A 20,928-nucleotide genomic window follows, 5' to 3' on the forward strand; every position below is an offset into this window, starting at 1 on the left:
GTGCCTGCGCAGCCGGCACCGGGGGATGCGCCCGAGATGATCGTTTGCGGAAGCTGCGAGCGCTTGCTTCCCGGCGATTCACGGTACTGCCCCTTTTGCTGTGGCGCAGACGGTCGGCGGGGAGAAACGGGGCGAGGTGCTTTTCTCGGCGCCCTGTTCGGCTTGGTGAGCGGTAGTCTGGTAGTGGCCGCCTGGTCTTCGGTCGTGGGCCCCGAACGAACAGGGTGGAACATGGTACTGGTAATCCTCCTTGCCTTCATCACCACTGGTGTGGTGGTCGGCGTGATTCGGAGTCGAAAGGACTGAGAATGCCACTGTTCGCAGAGAATCTTAGGAAGCTGCCGGGAATATCACACGTCGCCGCGATTAAGCTGTTGGATGAGGCGGGCGAGGTGATCGCGACCATCGAGAACAAGTCTGGTAGCCAAGGCTCGCTGGCCGTCTACAACCACCTGGCACAGACCTACGGTGCAATTACGCCGGAGGCGGCCAGGAAAGGGTTGGAGATGTTTGCCGAGCACGCTGAGGACGCGCGCGCCAATCCAGGCAAACATGTCAATATCGATCGCTTGAAGATGCTGGTCGAAGAGCGGAAGACGCTGCGCACGAAACACGTTTTCGCACTCTGACGGCGGGCGCGCCGGGAGCCTCGGGCCGGCGAACTTCAGCGACCAAGGCCGACGCGCGTCGCAGGTCTAGACCACGGCGCCATCCTCGTTGGCGCCTTCGATCTGCTTCTTGGGCCTGACGAACTGCTCACGCGAGACGCCGAGCCACATCACCAGCGGGCTGGCGACCAGCACCGAGGAATAGATGCCGAAACAGATGCCGATGGTCAGCGCCAGAGCGAAGTAATACAAGGTTTCGCCGCCAAAGACGAGCATCGACAGCACCATCATCTGGGTCGACCCGTGCGTGATGACGGTCCGCGAAATGGTGCTGGTGATTGCGTGATCAAGCACCTGCGGGGTGGTCAGGCCGCGTGTTTTCTTGAAGGTCTCGCGGACGCGGTCGAAGACGACCACGGATTCGTTCACCGAGTAGCCGAGCACGGCGAGCACCGCCGCCAGAACGGAAAGCGAGAACTCCCACTGGAAGAAAGCAAAGAAACCAAGAATGATGATCACGTCGTGCAGGTTGGCAATGATCGCCGACACCGCAAAGCGCCACTCGAAACGAAAGGCGAGGTAGATGACGATGCCCATGACCACCACCAATAGCGCCATGGCCCCGTTCTCGGCCAGCTCTCTGCCGACCTGTGGACCGACGAACTCGACCCGGCGCAGAGTGGCGCCGGGCGCGTCGGCATCAAGGGCCTGGATCACGGCGTTGCCGATCTGGGCCGTATTCTGGTCGGCCTTGATCGGCAGGCGGACCAGTACGTCCTGGCTGGACCCAAAATGCTGTACCGATGTGTCGGCATAACCGGCTTTGCCGAGACTCTCACGAACTTTTTCCAGATCGGCAGCCTGCGAATAGTGGATCTCGACCAGCGTCCCGCCAATGAACTCGACTGACAAGTGCAGGCCGCGGCTGAAAAGAAAGAGCACCGCCAGCAGGAAGGTGATCAGCGAGATGACATTGAACACGAGCGCATGGCGCATGAACGGGATGTCTTTTCGGATGCGAAAGAATTCCATCGTGGTGCTTCCCTATTTGACTGCCGCATTGCCGGCGGTATTGGCCGGTTTCCAGACCTGGCCGATGGCCAGCGATTCGACCTTGCGGCGACGGCCATAGATCAGGTTGATCAGGGCGCGCGAAACGACCACCGCCGAGAACAGGGAAGTCATGATTCCCAGGCAGTGCACTACGGCAAAGCCGCGCACCGGACCCGAGCCGAAGATCAGCAGTGCGACGCCGGCAATCAAGGTAGTTATGTTGGAGTCGAGAATGGTGCCGAAGGCTCGCTCGTAACCGGTATGGATAGCCGCTTGCGGCGTCGATCCGTTGCGCAGTTCCTCGCGGATTCGCTCGTTGATCAGGACGTTGGCGTCGATCGCCATGCCCAGCGTCAGCGCGATGGCAGCGATGCCCGGCAGGGTCAGTGTCGCCTGCAACAAGGAGAGCAAGGCGATCAGGAAAAGGAGGTTGAAGGCCAGGGCAACGACCGAGACCAGACCGAAGAGCATGTAGTAGGCGATCATGAAGGCGGCGATGGCCGCAAAACCCCACATCGTCGACTGGAAGCCCTTGGTGATATTTTCGGCACCGAGGCTGGGGCCGATGGTGCGTTCCTCGATGATCTCCATGGGTGCTGCCAGCGACCCAGCGCGTAACAGGAGCGCGGTATCGTTGGCTTCCACGGTGCTCATGCGACCGGAAATCTGGACGCGCCCGCCACCGATCTCGGCCCGGATGACCGGCGCTGTAACCACTTCGCCCTTGCCTTTTTCGACCAGTACTATAGCCATACGCTTGCCGACGTTGTCGCGGGTAATGTCCTTGAAGATGCGGGCGCCGGGTGAATCGAGCGTGAGGTGTACGGCTGGTTCGCTGGTCTGGTTGTCGAAACCCGGCTGGGCGTCGGTCAGTCGGTCACCGGTCAGTACGACCTGCTTCTTGACCAGCAGAGGCGCGCCGCCGCGTTCGACATAGAGCTCGCTACCGAAAGGGATCTGGCCGGCCAGCGCCGCTTCGACGGCGCCGGGGGTGTCGTCGACCATGCGGATTTCCAGCGTCGCCGTGCGGCCGAGGATGTCCTTGGCCTTTGCAGTGTCCTGCACGCCCGGCAATTGCACGACAATGCGATCGGCGCCCTGCTGCGCGATCACCGGCTCGGCAACGCCGAGTTCGTTGATCCGATTGTTCAAGGTCGTGATGTTCTGCTTGATCGCGAATTCCTGGATGCGCTTGATCGCCGCCGGTTTCAGCGTGGCGACCAGCTTGAGGTCGTTGCCTTCGCCCTGATCGGCCAATAGCAGATCGGCCTGGTTCTCCTCAAGTATCAGTCGACCCTTGACGCGTGCATCTTCGTCACGGAAGCGAATCAGGATCCGGTCGCCTTCACGGGTGATGCCGGTGTGGCGGATGTTCTTGTCGCGCAACAGACTGCGCAGGTCGGCGCCGATCGAGTCCAGGCGTTTGGTCAAGGCGCCAGGCATGTCGACCTGAAGCAGGAAGTGCACGCCGCCACGCAGATCCAGTCCAAGGTACATCGGGAGTGCATGCAGGTTGGTCAGCCACTGTGGCGAGCTGGAAAGAAGATTGAGTGCGACCACGTACTGCGGGTCGCTGGCCTCCGGGTTGAACTGCTTCTCGAGGATATCCTTTGTCTTTAACTGGGTATCCGTGCTCAGTAGGCGAACTTTGACGCCGTTGGCGTCGAGAAAGATTCCGCTGTTCTCGATCCCCGCTGTTTGCAGCGTACTGGCGACGCGTTCACGGGTTCGGGCGTCGACCTTGAGCGTGGCCTTGGCGCTGGAAATCTGCACTGCAGGCGATTCGCCGAAGAAATTCGGCAAGGTGTAGATCAGGCCGAACAGCACGGCGGCGGCGACGAGAATGTATTTCCAGAGCGGATAGCGATTCATGGAGGAATGGGCGATCGGAAGACGCGGGCGCAACCTGGATGGAAGCGCCCGGCAGGGGTTAGAGTGCCTTCAGCGTGCCTTTTGGCAGAAGCAGCGTGACGGCCTGCTTTTGCACCTGAATTTCGACGGTATCGGCAATTTCGAGGGCGATGAAGTTCTCGCTGACCTTGGTAATGCGGCCGGCAATGCCGCCGCCGGTAACGACCTCATCCCCTTTGGCAAGGGCTTCGATCAGCGCCTTGTGTTCCTTGGTTCGCTTCATCTGCGGCCGGATCATCAGGAAATAGAGAACCACGAACATCAGAATGATTGGCAGTAACTGCATGAAACCACCGGTCGGGTCGGCGGCTGCGGCCGTTTGGGCGTGGGCGGTGCTGATCAGCACATCAGTCTCCTAGAATGGAAGGTTAGAATTCAACCCAAAATTATAGCACTATCGCTCCAGCTGCTGACGTGCGCTGTGGAAGCGCCTTGCCGTGTCGGCCAGTGTGCCGGTGGCAATCGCCGTTTGCAGGTCGCGCATCAGTTCGTGATAGTAATGCAGGTTATGGAGCGTACCGAGTTGGGCGCCGAGGATCTCGCCAACGCGGTGCAGATGGTGAAGGTAGGCACGCGAGAAATTGCGACAGGTGTAGCAGGCGCAGCTCGCGTCGAGCGGCAGCGGGTCGGTCTTGTGCCTCGCGTTTTTGATCCGGATATCACCGTGCCGGGTAAAAAAATGCCCGTTGCGTGCATTGCGCGTCGGTAGTACGCAGTCGAACATGTCGATACCAGCGCTTACGGCGGCGACCAGATCCTCTGGCGTGCCAACACCCATCAGGTAGCGTGGCTTGTCTTGCGGCAGACGCGGCGCGGTGTGGGCGAGGATTCTCGCCATATCGTCCTTTGGCTCCCCGACCGACAAACCGCCGATGGCGAAGCCGTCGAAGCCGATGTCTACCAGACCGGCCAGCGACTCGTCACGCAGGTTCTCGTACATACCGCCCTGGACGATGCCGAACAGGGCGTTGCCGTTGGCGAGCTGATCGTGCATCGCGCGCGAACGTTGCGCCCAGCGCAGCGACATGCGCATCGATGTTGCGGCCTCGGGGTGGCTCGCGGGGTAGGGCGTGCATTCGTCAAGAATCATCACGATATCCGAGTCGAGTACCCGCTGGATGCGCATCGACTCCTCTGGTGAGAGAAAGAGGCGATCGCCGTTGATTGGCGAGCGAAAGGTGACACCTTCTTCGCTGATCTTGCGCAAGGCGCCGAGCGAAAACACCTGAAAGCCACCAGAATCGGTCAGGATCGGGCCGTTCCAGGACATGAAACGGTGCAATCCGCGATGCGCCGCAATCACCTCCAGACCCGGTCGTAGCCAGAGGTGGAAGGTGTTTCCGAGGCAGATCTGCGCCCCGCTTTCGGTCAGGTCGCGCGGCGTCATCGCCTTGACCGTTCCATACGTGCCTACCGGCATGAAGGTCGGTGTTTCGATGCTGCCGTGTGTGAGCTGAATGCGGCCCCGACGGGCTGCGCCGTCGCTGGCGAGAAGTTTGAAGTTCATTGGTCGATGGAGATCAGCGGGAAGGAGTGGGCGCCATGCGCCGACTCGGAGGTATGGAGAGCGGCAAGCTTGCCGGTGAACCGCGGGGCATCCGGGAAGCGTGCTTCCCTAGACGTTTATTGCACTTATTGGTTCGTCCGCGGGAAAAAAGAACACCGCCGGGGAACCCCGGCGGTGTATCGCGTTGTTGCTCACCAGACGTCAGAGCCACGGCCCTGGTGTCTGGTCAAGTCGACGGAGCCGACGCGCGACGCCCCCGGAATCCTGCCGCTGCGCTGCGCAGGATGGAACCGGGAACGAAGGTGGTGGCGCCTTCAGCTGGCAGCTCGAGGTCTGCTTAGCTATCGAGGGCCGCTTGTGCGGCCGCCAGACGGGCAATCGGCACCCGGAAGGGCGAGCAGCTGACGTAGTTGAGGCCGGTACGATGGAAGAACTCGATCGAGGCGGGGTCACCGCCGTGCTCGCCGCACACCCCCAGCTTGATGCCCGGACGTGCAGAACGGCCTTTCTCGACGGCCATCTCGACCAGCAGGCCGACGCCCTTCTGGTCGATCGACTCGAACGGATCGCGCTCGTACATGCCGTCTTTGAGATAGCTGGGCAGGAACTTGCCGGCGTCGTCGCGTGAGAAGCCCATCGCCATCTGCGTCAGGTCGTTGGTACCGAAGGAGAAGAACTCCGCTTGCTGGCCGATGCTGTCGGCGATCAACGCGGCGCGCGGCGTTTCGATCATCGTTCCGAGCAGGTAGTCAAGCTTTTCACCGCGTTCTGCGAAGACGGCGTCAGCGGTCTTGCGGATGACCCGGGCCTGGGCGTTGAATTCACGCACCGTCCCGACCAGCGGCACCATGATTTCGGCCTTGACGTCGATCCCCTTGGCCTTCATGTTCAGGCCGGCTTCGATGATCGCGCGGGTCTGCATCTCGGTGATTTCGGGATAGGTAATGCCGAGGCGGCAGCCACGATGGCCCATCATCGGGTTGAACTCGTGCAGGTCATCGACGCGCATCTTGATCACCCCCAGCGGAACATTCATCTCGTGCGCCATGATCTTCTGGTTGGCTTCGTCGTGGGGGACGAACTCGTGCAGCGGTGGGTCGAGCAGGCGAATGGTGACCGACAGCCCGTTCATTTCGCGGAACAGACCCTCGAAGTCGCCACGCTGCATCGGCAGCAGCTTGGCCAGGGCCTTGCGGCGGCCGGCTTCGTCTTCGGCGAGGATCATTTCACGCACCGCCTTGATGCGGTCACCTTCGAAGAACATGTGCTCGGTACGGCACAGGCCAATGCCCTGAGCGCCAAAATTGCGTGCAACCTTGGCATCATCCGGGGTGTCGGCGTTGGCCCGAATGAGAAGTCGCTTGTATTTGTCGGTCAGCGCCATCAGGGCACCGAAGTCGCCGGTCAGTTCGGCTTCCTTGGTTGGCACTTGACCCTCGTATACCTCGCCGGTCGAGCCGTCGAGCGAGATCCAGTCGCCTTCCTTGTATTTTTCGCCACCGACCGACATGGTCCGTCCGTGGTAATCGACACGTACCGCACCGGCACCCGAAATGCAGCACTTACCCATGCCTCGTGCGACCACGGCCGCGTGCGAGGTCATGCCGCCGCGGGCGGTGAGAATGCCTGTGGCGACGCTCATGCCGCGCAGATCCTCGGGCGACGTCTCCTGACGAACCAGGATCACGGACTTTCCTTTTCTCACCCAATCTTCAGCCTCGTCGGCGAAGAACACGATCTGGCCGGTCGCGGCGCCCGGTGAAGCGGGCAGGCCGTGGGCGATCGAGCGCGCCTTCTTGATCGCCGCCGGGTCGAAGACCGGGTGCAGGAGTTCGTTGAGGCGGTCCGGACTGACGCGCCGCAAAGCTTCTTTTTCGTCGATCATGCCCTGGCGCAGCATTTCCATCGAGATGCGCACCATCGCCGCGCCGGTGCGCTTGCCATTGCGGGTCTGCAGCATCCACAGGCGCCCTTCCTGGATGGTGAACTCGACGTCCTGCATATCCTTGTAGTGGTTCTCGAGCTTCGTTTCGGCTTGCAGCAGCTGCTTGTAGATATCGGGCATCAGCTCTTCGAGCGACGGGAAGCGGGAACGGCGATCCTCTTCGCTGACCAGCGCCAGTTGCGCCCAGCGGCGCGAACCTTCGAGAGTGATCTGTTGCGGCGTGCGGGTGCCGGCAACGACGTCTTCACCCTGCGCATTGATCAGGAATTCGCCGTTGAACAGGTCTTCACCGGTACCCGCATCGCGCGTGAAGGCGACGCCGGTGCCACTGTTGTCGCCAAGGTTGCCGAAGACCATGGCCTGGACGTTGACCGCCGTGCCCCACTCGTCCGGGATGTCGTTCAGTTCGCGGTACACCTGGGCGCGGTCGTTGTTCCAGCTCTGAAAAACCGCCATCACCGAACCCCAGAGTTGTTCCCACGGATCGGTCGGGAACTCGCGACCGACGCGGGCACGAATCAGCCCCTTGAAGCGTTGCACCAGTTCCTTCAGGTCGTCGGTGTCGAGATCGGTGTCGAGTTCGACCCCTTTTTTCTCCTTGAGCATGTCGATGACCACTTCGAAGGGATCGTGCTCCTCCTTCGATACCGGCTTGAGCCCCATCACCACGTCGCCGTACATCTGAATGAAGCGGCGGTACGAGTCCCAGGCAAAACGCTCATTTTTGGCCTTGCTCGCCAGCCCAGCAACCGCCTCGTCGTTGAGGCCGAGGTTGAGGATGGTGTCCATCATGCCCGGCATCGACGCGCGCGAGCCGGAGCGTACGGACAGCAACAGCGGATCCGACGAATCGCCGAATTTCTTACCCATTTCCTTTTCGATGAAAGCGACGCTTTCACGGACTTCCGCCTCGATCAGCTTGAATACGGCATCCTGGCCCTGCTTGGTGTAGACGGTGCAGACTTCGGTGCTGATCGTCAGACCGGGCGGTACGACGATTCCCAGGCGGCACATTTCCGCCAGGTTGGCACCCTTGCCACCCAGCAGATTCTTCATCGTGGCATCGCCGTCTGTTCTGCTGGCACCAAATACGTAGACATTCTTTGTTTGATTTGACATAAATACCTCGCGGGTAATGGAACAAGGAAAGGCATTTCGAGCGGTACGCTCGAAATACCTCCAGAGTGGGTGACTCGGGCAGCTTGCCGCGCGTCACGGAGTTTCGGCGCTCCCGACCGTAGCGCTGGTCAGGAGCGGCGAGGTGGGTGCTGCGCGGCCGTCAGATCTCTTCGGCCTCCATCTTGATCGCGCCGCAGGGGCATTCGGCGACGCACATGCCACAGCCCTTGCAATAGTCGTAATTGAACGCAAAACGTTTGCCGGGGCCGAGCTTGATCACCGCATTGTCCGGGCAGACGCCGTAGCAGTTGTCGCATTCGAAGCAGTTGCCACAGGACAGGCAACGCCGAGCTTCGAACAGCGCGGTACTCTCATCGAGCCCACCCTGAACTTCATCGAAGGTCGACTGACGACGAATGATGTCGAGCATCGGCCGCACCGTTTTCGGCGCATCGGCGTAGTACCAGGTGTTTAGCTTCTCGAAGACTGCTACCTCGTGTTGTGGCTTCGGAACGTGTTGTTCGCCACGCAGCCAGGCGTCGATATGCCGTGCTGCCTGCTTGCCATGGCCAATGCCGACGGTGACGTTGCGCTCGGCGGGAACCATGTCGCCACCCGCGAAAATGCCCGGATGACCGGTCATCATGTTCGCTGCGACCTGCACCACACCGTCGCTGACCTCCAGGCCGGGAACTCCCTGCAGCAGTCCGAGATCGACGTCCTGTCCCAGAGCCAGCACCAGCGAGTCGGCTTCGATGGTCTCGAATTCGCCGGTCGGTTGCGGGAAGCCCTTGTCGTCAAGAGCCATCTTTTCAATGGTCAATGACGATTCTTCGGCCTGGGTGATGGTCGACAGCCACTTGACCATGATCCCTTCCTGAATCGCTTCTTCCATCTCGAAGTCATGCGCCGGCATTTTTTCGCGCGTCCGGCGATAGACGATCAGCGGCTCGGCGCCCATACGCTTGGCGGTACGGGCGACATCGATGGCCGTGTTGCCGCCGCCATAGACGACGACGCGGCGGCCGAGCATGGGTTTTTCTTCACCCTCCATGCTGCGCAGCAGCGAAATGGCGTCGATGATTTTCGCCGCGTCACCGGCCGGGATTCTCGCCCGTTTGCCGATGTGCGCACCGACGGCCAGGAAGGCTGCGTCGAACTTGCCATCCTGCATGGTCGTCAGGATGTTGTCGACCTTGCTGTTCAGCTTCACCGTGACGCCGAGTTCAACGACCCGCTGCATTTCTGCTTCGAGCACGTCGCGTGGCAGGCGGTACTTGGGGATGCCAAAGCGCATCATGCCGCCGAGTAGTGGCCCTGCCTCGTACACCGTGACCTGGTGACCCTGCCGACGCAGGTGGTAGGCGGCCGACATTCCGGAAGGTCCGGCGCCGACCACCAGGACATGCTTGCCAGATTCGGTTGCCGGTGGCGTCAGCTTCCAGCCGAGCTTGAGTGCCTCGTCGCCAAGAAAGCGTTCGACCGAATTGATGCCCACCGGTGCGTCGATCTGAGCGCGGTTACAGACGCTCTCGCAGCTGTGGTAACAGACCCGGCCCATGATCGCCGGAAAGGGGTTATCCCGGGTCAGGTGCCGCCAGGCACTTTCGTAGTCGCCCGATTCGGCATGGAACAGCCAGCCCTGGATGTCCTCACCAGCGGGGCATTGCTTGTTGCAGGGGGGCAGGCGGTCGATATAGACCGGCCGCGAAGTGCGCCACGAGCCGGTATGGTTGGCCAGTGAGGAGCCGGGGTCTAGGGTTATGGCAAAGGGTTTGTCCATCAGTTCGCCTCCTGGTCGAGCAGTCCGTATTTGCGAATGTTCTTGTCTGCCGCCGCTTGCAGGCGGGCGATTGTTTCGACTGCCGGCTTCTTGCCGAACAGGTGCGCGTAGCGCTTCTGCAGTCGAAGGTATTCCTCGACTGGTTGCTTCCGGCGAATCTTCAGTACGTCGGTGACCTCGCCGTTCTCCGCTTCGAAAACCGGGAAGATGCCGGTTTCCTTCGCCAGACGTGCGAGCAGGATGGTGTTTTCCGAAGCCGCGCCCCAGCCGAGAGGGCAGGGGACCAGGATGTGGATATAGCGCGCGCCGCGCATGCCCATGGCCTTGGTGACCTTGTATTCGAGATCGCGGAGGTCGGCGACGGTGGCCGTTGCGACGTAAGGGATCTCGTGCGCCATGGCGATTGCCGGGAGGAACTTACCCTGGCCGAACTGGTTGCCCGGTTCGGGGCCGACCGGCATGGTGGTCGCCGTGCGGGCGGCGGGTGGCGTGGCCGAACTGCGCTGTACGCCCGTGTTCATGTAGCCGCCGTTGTCGTAGCAGATGTAGAGGACGTCGTCATTGCGCTCGAACATCCCCGACAGGCAGCCGAAACCGATGTCGGTCGTGCCGCCGTCGCCGCCTTGGGCAACGACGCGCACGTCGCCCATCTGGCCTTTGTGTTTCTTCACCTTGATTGCGGCGGCGATGCCGGTGGCCACTGCGGCGGTATTGCCGAACAGCGAGTGAATCCACGGAATCTGCCACGAAGTTTCCGGGTATGGCGTCGAGAAGACCTCGAGGCAACCGGTGGCATTGGCCGCAATCAGGCGACCACGGGCGGCGTTCATCGCCGCATCGATGGCGTAACGTGCGCCGAGTGCTTCACCGCAGCCCTGGCACGCGCGGTGCCCGGAATTGAGCGAGTTGGTACGCTGGATGTTGGCCTGGACGCTGCGTTCTTCGGCAGCCAGCAGGCGATTGCCGACGGTGAAGGTGCCGGTCTGATAGAAATGGACGGGTTGAAAGCTCATCGTGGTTCTCCTCAACCAATGCCGGCGGCAACGACGCCGATGTCGCGCAGCATGCTTTCCGCTGCAGGACCCGAACGGCGCGTCTTACGCTCGCGTTCGAGTTGCTTGTTGACCACGTCCCAGTCGAGATCGAGAAACGTGAGGCGTTCGAGCTCGCCGCGGATAGCCTTGGCAAACAGCGCGTGCAGTGACTTCATGGTGATTGCCCGCCCGCCGAGTCCGGCGACGACGGTGTGTCCTTCCAGCTGGAGCCCGGACATTGCCATCCGCACATCGGTGGACACGACGCCGCCGATGCCGACCGCCAGGCTTTTCTCGAGGACCACGACCCGCTTCGCGTTCTGCAGCGCGGCACGGACCTCGTCAAGCGGGAACGGACGGTAGGATATGATCCCCAGCACGCCGATTTTTTCGCCAGCCTGGCGCATCTCGTCGACCACGTCCTTGATCGTTCCCAGGATCGAACCCATCGCGACGACAATGGTTTCCGCATCGTCGGTGCGATAGGAATGCGTCAGACCACCCGAATCGCGACCAAAAACCGCCTTGAACTCCGCGGCCAGCTTCGGGATCAGTTCGAGCGCCTGCATCTGCTTGGCGTGCGCGAGGTAGCGGACTTCGGAGAAAGCTTCCGGCCCGACCATGGCGCCGATCGATACCGGATCCGTGGGGTCGAGTACCTGGCGGGGCTCGTAAGGGGGCAGAAACGAGTCGACCTGTTCCTGGCTTGGCACGTCCACGCGCTCGTAAGCGTGCGTGAGAATGAAGCCGTCCATGCAGACCATTACCGGCAGGCTCACTTCCTCCGCCAGCTTGAAAGCCAGAATGTGCAGATCGAGCGCTTCCTGATTGGTCTCGGCGAACAGCTGGATCCAGCCGCTGTCGCGTTGCGACAGCGCATCGGTATGGTCGTTCCAGATGTTGATCGGCGCGCCGATGGCACGGTTGGCGACCGTCATGACGATCGGCAGACCGAGGCCGGACGCGTTGTAGACCGCTTCGCACATGAACAGAATGCCCTGCGAAGCGGTGGCGGTATAGGTGCGGGCACCGGTTGCCGACGAACCGATGGCGACGCTCATTGCCGCGAATTCGGATTCGACGTTGATGAACTCGCAGTCCTTGACTTCCCCAGACTTGACCATTTCGCCAAGGCCTTCAACGATGTGTGTCTGGGGTGAAATCGGGTAGGCACAGATGACCTCGGGTCGGCAAAGGCCGACCGCTTCGGCAACGGCGTGGGAACCTTCAGTCTGTTTAAGCATGTGCGGCCTCCTGGTGACTTGCCCCGGCGATCTCGTCAGTGACGAACTGATAAGCCTCGGTAGCAGCAGCGATGTTGTTGCTGGCTACCTTGTCGGAAAACTTGGCGTTGATCGCCTTGATCACTGACTCCAGGCGGATGATCCCGGACGCGGCGGCAAAGCCGGCCAGCAACGGGACGTTGGGCATTGGCCGGCCGACGTGCTTGCGGCTGATGTCAGTGGCGGGAACCGTGCACAGCCGCTCTTTCGGCCAGTCACGGACGAAATCAGCAAGGCCCAACTCGGTGAAGCTGCGGCTGGTGTTGATCAGGATGTAACCACCTTTCTTCAGGCCGGAGAAGACGTCCACCTGGAAAAGCAGGGTCGGATCCTGAATGATCAGGGCATCGGGCTCCATGATTGGCTCACGCAGTCGGATCTCCTGGTCAGCAATACGGCAGAAGGCGACGACCGGGGCGCCGGTGCGCTCCGATCCGAAGCTTGGGAAAGCCTGTGCATGCCGGCCTTCTTCGAATGCGGCAATCGACAACATCTCGGCAGCGGTAACCACGCCCTGGCCACCGCGACCATGTATTCGGACTTGGAACATGTTTTCTCCAGAGTTGTACTTCGGTTGTAGATCGGTGTCTTTTTGGGTTCGCGCAGCATAGCTCAGTTCGAGTTCATTGAAAACAACGTGACGGCCCCTAATCGCCGCTGCTGCCGGTTTTCTGGCCCGCTGGCGGCAGCAGGCGGTGTGCCACACCGGCTGGACATCCGTTGCGTTGGTCGACTCAGCGCCGGGTCGTCCGGCATTTCTGCTGCGGGTTGTCGGCCTGCGGCGTGCGGCCCAAGCCCGGTTGCGACCTTGCCGATACTGGCGGTGAGCAGGCCACCAGTGTGCTCGGGGAGCGACGCCACCGCTCAAGGCGATGGCGTCCCCTCCAGTCTTTTAGGCATCAGGACGGTATAGTCGAAGTCGAGGAGCACGCTCGGATCGTAGTGGCCGTCGGCAAGCCGGTAGGGGAAGTCGGTGCAGCGGTGGTCCTTGGCCGCTATCGTGCGCAGACGCAAGGCGCCGAGATCATTGCGTCCAGGCAGGGACAGTTTGTCGAGCACTTCAGACCAGGCATAGACCGTATCACCGGCGAAGGCTGGAGAAACATGCCGGCCGCCGTTGATCGCCGCGATGCTGAAGGCATTGCCCAGGCCGTTGAAGGAGATCGCGCGCGCGAGGCTGATGACATGGCCTCCGTAAATGATCCTGCGGCCGAAGCGCCCGGTTTTTTCGGCGTGCTGGTTGAAGTGCACGCGGGCGGTGTTCTGGTACAGGCGAGTGGCCATCATGTGCTCGCTTTCCTCGATGGTCATACCGTCCACGTGATCGATCCGCTCGCCGACCTGATAGTCGTCCCACAGGTCGACCGAGCCTGCCAGCGCGCAGTCGTACTGTTCGGCCCGGAGCCCCACCGGGAGAAGCAGATCGGTCGTCGCCACCGCATCGGGAAGCTCTGGCACCACCGGCTCCGGGGCTGCCGATGCAGGGTCGCGTTTGCGCACCATCACCCAGCGGCAGTACTCGAGCGCGAGTTGTCCACGCTGATTGATTCCGCGCGAGCGTACATAGACGATGCCGGTCTTGCGGTCACTGTTTTCCTTCACTCCAATTACCGTGGAGTCGGCAGTGAGCGTATCGCCCGGGTAGACCGGTTGTCCGAAACGGCCCGCAGCGTAGCCCAGGTTGGCCACGGCGTTAAGGGAGATGTCAGGTACCGTCTTGCCGAAAACCATGTTGAACGCCAGCATGTCCGACACCGGGGCGCGCAGGAAGCCCAGGGTGTGGGCGAAAGTGTCTGCCGAAGTGATAGGAAAGCGTGAAGCGGTTAGCGCCGTGTACAAGGCGACATCGCCCTCGGTAATGGTTCTCGGTGTCGCATGGGCAATGCTTTGCCCGACGCGGAAATCCTCGAAAAAATTGCCCAATGTGGTCTTTTCGCTCATCTGTGTTTCTCCTCGCAGTGCTGGGTGCTTGGCTCAGAGCCCATAAGCGGCCGCCAGATCGGGGTCACGTCTGGCGACCAACTGCGCCAGGTCGACGATCACGCGAGCCTGCTTCCAGGTTGCGTCATCCTGCATCTTGCCGTCGATGGTCGCCACGCCGCTGCCATCCGGCATCGCTTCCAGGATGCGTTTGGCAAACAGGACTTCCTTGACGTCCGGGCTGAAGACACGCTTGGCGATGGCGATCTGGTTCGGTGCCAGCGACCAGGCACCGGAGCAGCCCATCAGGAAGGCGTTGCGGAATTGTGATTCGCAGGCGGCTTCGTCCTTGAGATCGCCAAACGGGCCGTAGAAGGAGCGCAGGCCATGCGCAACGGCCGCATCGACCATCCGCGCCACGGTGTAGTGCCACAGGTCCTGCTGGAAGAAGGCGCGTTGATCCTTGCCTTCTTCGGGATCGGCGAGGACGCCGTAGCCAGGATGTCCGCCACCCACCCGCGTCGTCTTCATGCCGCGTGAAGCGGCCAGATCGGCGGGGCCGAGGCTGAGGCCGTGCATCCGTGGACTGGCGCCACAGATCGCCTCGACGTTGGTCACCCCCTGCGCCGTTTCGAGCAGGGCGTGCAGCAAAATCGGCTTGCGGATGGCGTACTTCGCTTCGAGCAGGGAGACGTACTGGTCAACGAAGTGGATGTCCCAGGGGCCTTCGACCTTGGGAATCATGATCACGTCAAGTTTGTTGCCGACGTGCTTGATGATCTCGCTCAGGTCGTCGAGGACCCACGGGCTGTTCAGGGCGTTGATGCGCACCCACATGCCGGTATCACCGAAGTCATGTTTGCTCAGCAAGTCAATGAAGCCAGCGCGCGCGGCGTCCTTGGCGTCGATCGGAATGGCGTCCTCCAGGTTGCCGCACATTACATCGCACCGGGTGGCTGTTTCGGGCGCCTTGGCGCGGATCTTGTCGATGTGGGGAGGAAAGAAATGGATCATCCTCTCCGGCCGCACCGGCAGTTCGCGCAGGGGTTGTGGCGCACCAATGGCGAGCGGCTTGTAGAAATGAATGGGTAGCTTCATGGCATTTTCCCTGGTGAAAAGAAGGGGATGGGTTCGCTTGCTGGCGAACAGGGCTTTTTACGACGCTTTCAAGCCGGCCCAGCGACCACGCCGGCGTCATGCAGGCGACCGACTTCCGCTTCGCTGAGGCCGAGGAGTTCGAGCAGAATCTGGTCGGTGTGTTGGCCCAGGACGGGTGCCGGCAGCGCCGGCAGACGTGGACTGCTGGCGAAGTCGAGTGGCGACCCGGGCATCAGGTAGGAGCCAATACCCGGCTGCTCGGTCATGGTGAACAGCGGATTGTCGGTCGAGCAATCGGGATCGTCCTCAATCGCTTCGCGCACCGAGCGATAGGGACCCCAGGTGACGCGGTGCGCGTTGAGCACCTCTGCCACTTCGGCCAGGGTGCGGGCGTGGCACCACGGTTCGATCAGCGCGGCAATCTGCTGGCGAGCGCGGAAGCGATTGCCTTCATCGTCGAGGTCGAGGGCAAGCCGCACGCCGAGAGCGTCGATTGCCTCTCTCAGGCCGGTGGCTTTTCTCAGGCAGCGCCACTGCATGTCGGTCAGTCCGACAATCATCAGGCGCTTGCCGTCCAGCGTTTCGAAGTCGCGGCCAAAGGCGCCGTAGAGGTAGTTGCCCTGTTTCGGCCGGTCGGCGTCATTGACCATCACTTCGGCGATCATCCCGATATTGGCCACCATCGCCAGTGCTACATCCTTCAGCGCCAGGTGCACGAGCTGTCCTTCGCCGGTCAGGCGCCGGTGCCGTTCGGCGGCGAGCATGCCGAGAGCAATCATCTGGCCGCTGATGAAATCCCATGCCGGAAAAACGTGGTTCACCACCTCCGGCGAACTGGTTGGCCCGGTCATGTAGGGCAGGCCAACCTGTGGGTTAACCGTGTAGTCCACTTCCGAGCCGCCGTCACGGCGACCGGTCAGGTTGATCATGATCAGGTCCTGGCGGTGTGCTTGCAGGGCTTCGTAGCTGAGCCAGCCCTTGGCCGGGAAGTTGGTGGAGAACAGCCCGGCGTTCTCGCCCGGGGCGCAGATCAGTTGCGTCAGCAACTCCTGTCCGCGCGGCTGGCGAAAGTCGACGGCGATCGATCGCTTACCTTTGTTCAGTCCGGCCCAGAAAAGGCTGTGCCGCCCATCCCTGGTCAGCGGCCAGCGACCGTAATCGAGGCCGCCGCCGATCGGGTCGAAGCGAATGACCTCGGCGCCGAGCTGGGCCAGGGTCATGCCGCCGAGCGGTGCGGCGACGAAGGCCGAGCCTTCGACAACGCGCAATCCTTTGAGAATGCCTTCCATGGTGGTCACCAATCCTTCCTGCAGTCGAAACAGGCATCAGCGAAGCGGTAGCTCGACCAACTGGCTCCCGTACTCACTCGCAGTCTGCTCACTTATCCAGTATCCAATAGAGATGTGTCGTCGTACAGCTGCCGGCAAGTCGCGCGCTGGCGACACTTGCACGACCGGCAGTTGGACCGCCGGTGTTCAGATTACGCGCTTCCGGCGCAGTTCTTTGATTTCCGCCGCGTCTACGCCCAGCAGATCGGAGAGCACGTCTTCGGTATGTTGCCCGAGCCTCGGGCCGAGGTGCTTGATACGGCCCGGCGTCACCGAAAGGCGTGGCAGGACCGACGGGACGATCACCGTCTCGCCGATGTCTTCCTCGTCGATGGCCACCAGATTGCGCCGGGAATGAAACTGCCGGTCGCCGAAGATGTCGGCAATGCTGTTCAAGGGTCCCGCAGGCGCGCCCGCCGCGAAACAGCGGTCGAGGATCTCTTCGCGACGCAGCGAACCGCACCAGTCCCTGACGATCTCGTTCACGTCGTGGCGGTTCTCCAGCCGCGTCTTCTGGTCACCGTAGACGTGCGGCGCGGCCAGCTCGGGTCGCTTCATGGCAATCGCCAGACGCTCGAAGAGCTTGTCCGTGACGCAGGATATGGCTACCCACTTGCCGTCTTCTTTGGTCGGAAAATGGCCGTGTGGGCAAGCGAAGTCGTTGTGCGTTGGGCCATGCCGCTCGCGGATACGGCCAAACATGGCGTAGGCGGGCGCCAACTCGTCGGTACAGCGAAAGACGGATTCGTACAGCGCGGCGTCGATGTACTGTCCCTCGCCGGTGCGATCGCGGTGACGCAAGGCCATCAGGATGCCGATGCAGCCATACAGCCCGGTGAGATAGTCGCCGAGCGTGGTCGACCCCGGCGTCACCGGCGTTCCCCGCGGCATTCCCGAGAGGAAGGCGATGCCACCGACAGCGTGTGCGACGCGGGCGAAACCCGGTCGGTCGCGGTAGGGGCCGGTCTGTCCGTAGCCGGTGACGCGGAGCATGATCAGGCGCGGGTTGATGGCGTGCAGCACCTCCCAGCCCAGGCCCCATTTCTCGAGGGTTCCTGGGCGGAAGTTTTCGCACAACACATCCGATTTCTCGATCAGCTTCTTGAACAGCTCGACGCCTTCGGGCAAGTGCAGGTCGAGGGTCACCGATTTCTTGTTGCGTGCTTCACTGAGCCAGGCCAGCGTGTCCTTGCGCGCGGTCGGCGTGCCGAAAGCCCGCATCGGGTCGCCTCCTTTCGGGTTCTCGACTTTTATCACGTCGGCGCCGAACTCGCCCAGAATGCTGGCGCTGTAGGGTGCGGCGATGATCGTCGCGGCGTCGATGACACGAATGCCTTCGAGCGGCAGCCTGGTCTCGGCTTGATCAGTGCTCATGAAAGTTCTCGCAATGGCCTGCTCAGATGATCTTGCGTTGCCGCAAACGTTTGATTTCCTGGGCCGAAATCCCGAGCAATTCGCGCAGGACTTCGTAGGTGGCGTTACCCAATGGTGGCCCGAGGTTGGAGATTCGGCCTGGCGTTGCAGAAAGCGTCGGCACGACCCCCGGAATCACCACCTCACCGAGGCCTTCCTCGGTCAGATGTGCCAGGTTGCCGCGGGCGATGAAGTGCTCGTCCTCGAAGATGTCGGCAATGCTGTTCAGCTTGCCGATCGGCACTTCGCCATCAATGCAGCGCGCCATCACCTCGTCGCGAGTCAGCGATTCGACCCATGCGATGACGATCCGGTTGACTTCGTCGCGCGCTGCCAGGCGCTTGCGCTGATTACCGTAGTGGTCGGCCGCCGCCAGTTCCGGCTTTTCCATCACCGCCGCAAACCGTTCGAACATCTTGTCGGTGGTGCAGGCGATGGCGACCCATTTGTCGTCAATCGTGCGGAAGTGCCCATGCGGGACGGCGACGAAGCTGCCGGCACCTTCGCGCTGGCGAACCTTGCCAAACAGCCCGTAGGCGGCGGCGATCTCGTCCATCTGGCGGAAAACTGCTTCGTAGATACCGATGTCGACGACCTGTCCTTCGCCGGTAGCTTCGCTGTGGCGCAGGGCAACCAGGATGCCAATCGCTCCATAGAGGCTGGAGAGGTAATCGCCGAGCGGCGAGGTGCCGGGGAGAACCGGCGTTTCGTGGGGAAATCCGGCCAGGTACGACAGCCCTGCGAAGCCATGGGCGATGTGTGCAAAACCCGAGCGCCGGCGATAGGGGCCGGTCTGTCCGTAGCCCGAGACGCGCAGCATGACCAGCGCCGGATTGGCCTCTTTCAGGATCTCCCAGCCAAGTCCCCATTCCTCCATGATGCCAGGGCGGAAGTTCTCGATCAGCACGTCGGACTTGGCGACCAGTTTCAGGAACAGCTCGACGCCTTCCTTCTGGCGCAGGTCCAGGGTGACCGATTTCCGGTTACGGCCTTCGCTGAGCCACGCCAGCGTCGCGTCGTGGCGCTTCGATGCCGTCCCGAAGCGTCGCATCGGGTCACCGGCGATCGGATGCTCGACCTTGAGAACCTCGGCGCCGAATTCACCGAGCATTGACGCTGCGTACGGGCCAGCGAGAAAGGTGCCAACGTCGATGACACGCAGACCGTCCATCGGCAGGCGTTCGTTCTCGCTCCCGCCTTCCTGATTCTGCTCCCGCTGGCGATCGCTTGCGTCGTGTTTTGAGCGGACGTCAGCGTGTGCATCGTCTGCCGACGTTTCGCTGCTGGTGCACTGGGCTCCAGACTTCAGCGCGGTCGCCGTGGTCGAGTCTTCTCCCTGTTTCATGGTCGTTTCTCCCGACAGCAGAGCCAGAAACCGACCCAACTCCCGCATTACGCATCGGTTCCTGTGCCGACGCATCTCGCACAGTATATGGCCAAACGGGGCCTTCCGGCGCAGCCTGCCGAGCAAATCGGCAGTCTGATGCCATATTCGTGCGCCAGCTTGAGTTTGCCTGGCGCCTGTGCTGTACTTGCCGGGAAGTCTCCCGAAAACGCAGAAAGGATCCGCTCGATGAACGACGCGACAACAGACTTTTCGCCCTGGATCGGGCGCCGCGAGGTTACCGAAGATGAGCTGGGCCTGGCACCTGCGCTCGCTGCGGCGGCGACACTGGACGACACCGTTACCCGCTTCGCGATCGGCAGCGCACTGCCGCCGCTGTGGCACTGGTTCTATTTCCTGCCACGGGCAGCGCAGTCTCTGCTCGACGTCGATGGGCATCCACAGCGCGGCGGCTTCATGCCGCCGATTCCCTACCCGCGGCGGATGTTTGCCGGCGCGCGCATGCGCTTTTACCGACCGCTGCTGATTGGGCAGCCGGCCCGCCGCGAGGCGGTGATTCGCGACATTCGGCAGAAGTCAGGCCGGTCCGGCTCGCTGGCATTCGTTTCCGTGTTGTGCAGCTTCTATCAGGATGGCGTGTTGTGCCTCGAGGAGGAGCAGGACATCGTCTATCGTGAGCCGGGCCCAGCCGTCGCCAGGCCGGAGTTGGTTGACTGGCCGGCTCTGGCCGAAGGTGTCTGGTCACGCATCGTGTCGCCGGACCCAAAATTGCTGTTCCGCTTTTCGGCGCTGACCTTCAATGCCCATCGCATCCATTACGATCGGCCGTACGCCATCGAGGACGAGGGCTATCCGGGCCTGGTGGTGCACGGACCCCTGACCGCCGTGTTGCTGATGGAATTGCTGCGACAGCACGCGGCACAGCCCGTCCACAGCTTCAGCTTCCGCGGCTTGGCGCCGCTCTTCGATCTGGCGCCTTTTCGCCTGGTCTGCAGCTGCCACGACGGCCAGGTGTCTCTTGAAGCGCAGGCGCCGAATGGCGCAATAGCGATGAGCGCCAGCGCCGAACTCACGGCGGCATAGCCGCACTGCCGGTCGCGCAGCGCAGCGCGTACCCGACCGCTTTGTGCGCGAGTTGCCGCGCCGGTGGTGCTCCGAGAGCAGCTTTCCAAACCAGACCCGACGTCGCCCTACAGGTCGTCCAAGGGCTCAAGTCTGTTCGAGCGCCGAGCGCGCCATGGCGTGGTGAAAATGCATTGGGAATGATCAGTGGCCGCGTGCTTGTCGTCAGTTGGCGGACCGCGCCCGTTGGCGAGGAAGCTCCTCATAGTCCACCGTCGGCGGGATGAAAGCGATGTATATCCGCAACAACGGTTGGCAAAATGAAAAACCGTTGACTTGGGTCAACTATTCCCGTGTCGATGAGGCGTAAACCGTCAGCGCAAGTCGGCGTTCCGCTGGCTGACTGACCCAACGGGAGGATCCAGAAGATGAGTGAGTATCGTGGATGGCGTGGAACAGGATTGTTGCTTGCCGCGGTTTTGCCATTGGCATTGGGCAACGCCTTGGCACAGGATAATG

Annotated in this window: 16 protein-coding genes; 2 read left to right on the plus strand and 14 right to left on the minus strand. The window is 62.0% G+C overall.

The genetic code is table 11. The features are described 5' to 3' along the window. Positions 1-308 precede the first annotated feature (308 nt). A complete protein-coding gene (locus RUW20_RS13120) occupies positions 309-629 on the plus strand; it encodes a DUF2322 family protein (RefSeq protein ID WP_313952678.1) in 321 nt (106 codons plus the stop codon). 66 nt (positions 630-695) lie between these two features. Here the strand turns inward: RUW20_RS13120 and secF are convergent, their stop codons facing one another. From secF to RUW20_RS13190, 14 genes are all read right to left on the minus strand, one after another. Further along, positions 696-1,640 (minus strand): protein translocase subunit SecF, encoded by a 945-nt coding sequence (gene secF / locus RUW20_RS13125; protein WP_313952679.1) that lies wholly within the window; start codon positions 1,638-1,640, stop codon positions 696-698. Between the two features lie 12 nt (positions 1,641-1,652). Beyond that, positions 1,653-3,533: a protein translocase subunit SecD gene (gene secD / locus RUW20_RS13130; protein WP_313952680.1), complete on the minus strand. Its 1,881-nt coding sequence runs from the start codon at positions 3,531-3,533 to the stop codon at positions 1,653-1,655. A gap of 58 nt (positions 3,534-3,591) precedes the next feature. Then, positions 3,592-3,918 (minus strand): preprotein translocase subunit YajC, encoded by a 327-nt coding sequence (gene yajC, locus RUW20_RS13135; RefSeq protein ID WP_313952681.1) that lies wholly within the window; start codon positions 3,916-3,918, stop codon positions 3,592-3,594. A 48-nt stretch (positions 3,919-3,966) separates the two neighbouring features. Beyond that, positions 3,967-5,079 (minus strand): tRNA guanosine(34) transglycosylase Tgt, encoded by a 1,113-nt coding sequence (gene tgt / locus RUW20_RS13140; protein WP_313952682.1) that lies wholly within the window; start codon positions 5,077-5,079, stop codon positions 3,967-3,969. 337 nt (positions 5,080-5,416) lie between these two features. Continuing rightward, entirely contained in the window at positions 5,417-8,143 is a 2,727-nt protein-coding gene (ppdK, locus tag RUW20_RS13145) for a pyruvate, phosphate dikinase (protein WP_313952683.1), read from the minus strand. Between the two features lie 160 nt (positions 8,144-8,303). After that, positions 8,304-9,926: an NAD(P)-binding protein gene (locus RUW20_RS13150; protein WP_313952684.1), complete on the minus strand. Its 1,623-nt coding sequence runs from the start codon at positions 9,924-9,926 to the stop codon at positions 8,304-8,306. Then, positions 9,926-10,939, minus strand: coding sequence for a thiamine pyrophosphate-dependent enzyme (locus RUW20_RS13155; RefSeq protein WP_313952685.1), 1,014 nt, complete (start codon positions 10,937-10,939; stop codon positions 9,926-9,928). Before RUW20_RS13155 ends, RUW20_RS13150 begins: the two co-directional genes overlap by 1 nt. Positions 10,940-10,950: 11 nt before the next feature. Further along, positions 10,951-12,204: a transketolase C-terminal domain-containing protein gene (locus tag RUW20_RS13160; protein ID WP_313952686.1), complete on the minus strand. Its 1,254-nt coding sequence runs from the start codon at positions 12,202-12,204 to the stop codon at positions 10,951-10,953. Beyond that, positions 12,197-12,793 (minus strand): 2-oxoacid:acceptor oxidoreductase family protein, encoded by a 597-nt coding sequence (locus RUW20_RS13165; protein ID WP_313952687.1) that lies wholly within the window; start codon positions 12,791-12,793, stop codon positions 12,197-12,199. The genes RUW20_RS13160 and RUW20_RS13165 overlap by 8 nt, the downstream gene beginning before the upstream one ends. 314 nt (positions 12,794-13,107) lie before the next feature. Then, on the minus strand, positions 13,108-14,184 hold the full coding sequence (locus RUW20_RS13170; protein WP_313952689.1) for a MaoC family dehydratase: 1,077 nt from the start codon (positions 14,182-14,184) through the stop codon (positions 13,108-13,110). 33 nt (positions 14,185-14,217) lie between these two features. Next, positions 14,218-15,261, minus strand: a complete 1,044-nt coding sequence (locus RUW20_RS13175) for a CoA ester lyase (protein WP_313952690.1) — start codon at positions 15,259-15,261, stop codon at positions 14,218-14,220. A gap of 68 nt (positions 15,262-15,329) precedes the next feature. Next, complete coding sequence (locus RUW20_RS13180; RefSeq protein WP_313952694.1) at positions 15,330-16,550, minus strand: 2-methylfumaryl-CoA isomerase; 1,221 nt, start codon at positions 16,548-16,550, stop codon at positions 15,330-15,332. 186 nt (positions 16,551-16,736) lie between these two features. Beyond that, on the minus strand, positions 16,737-17,963 hold the full coding sequence (locus RUW20_RS13185; protein ID WP_313952691.1) for a CoA transferase: 1,227 nt from the start codon (positions 17,961-17,963) through the stop codon (positions 16,737-16,739). A gap of 22 nt (positions 17,964-17,985) precedes the next feature. Further along, entirely contained in the window at positions 17,986-19,173 is a 1,188-nt protein-coding gene (locus RUW20_RS13190) for a CoA transferase (RefSeq protein WP_313952695.1), read from the minus strand. Between the two features lie 402 nt (positions 19,174-19,575). Between RUW20_RS13190 and RUW20_RS13195 the strand changes: the two genes are divergently transcribed. Beyond that, positions 19,576-20,430, plus strand: coding sequence for an acyl-CoA dehydrogenase (locus tag RUW20_RS13195; protein ID WP_313952692.1), 855 nt, complete (start codon positions 19,576-19,578; stop codon positions 20,428-20,430). Positions 20,431-20,928: the final 498 nt, after the last annotated feature.

The sequence above is a fragment of the Accumulibacter sp. genome (assembly GCF_032229525.1).
Classification (GTDB): domain Bacteria; phylum Pseudomonadota; class Gammaproteobacteria; order Burkholderiales; family Rhodocyclaceae; genus Accumulibacter.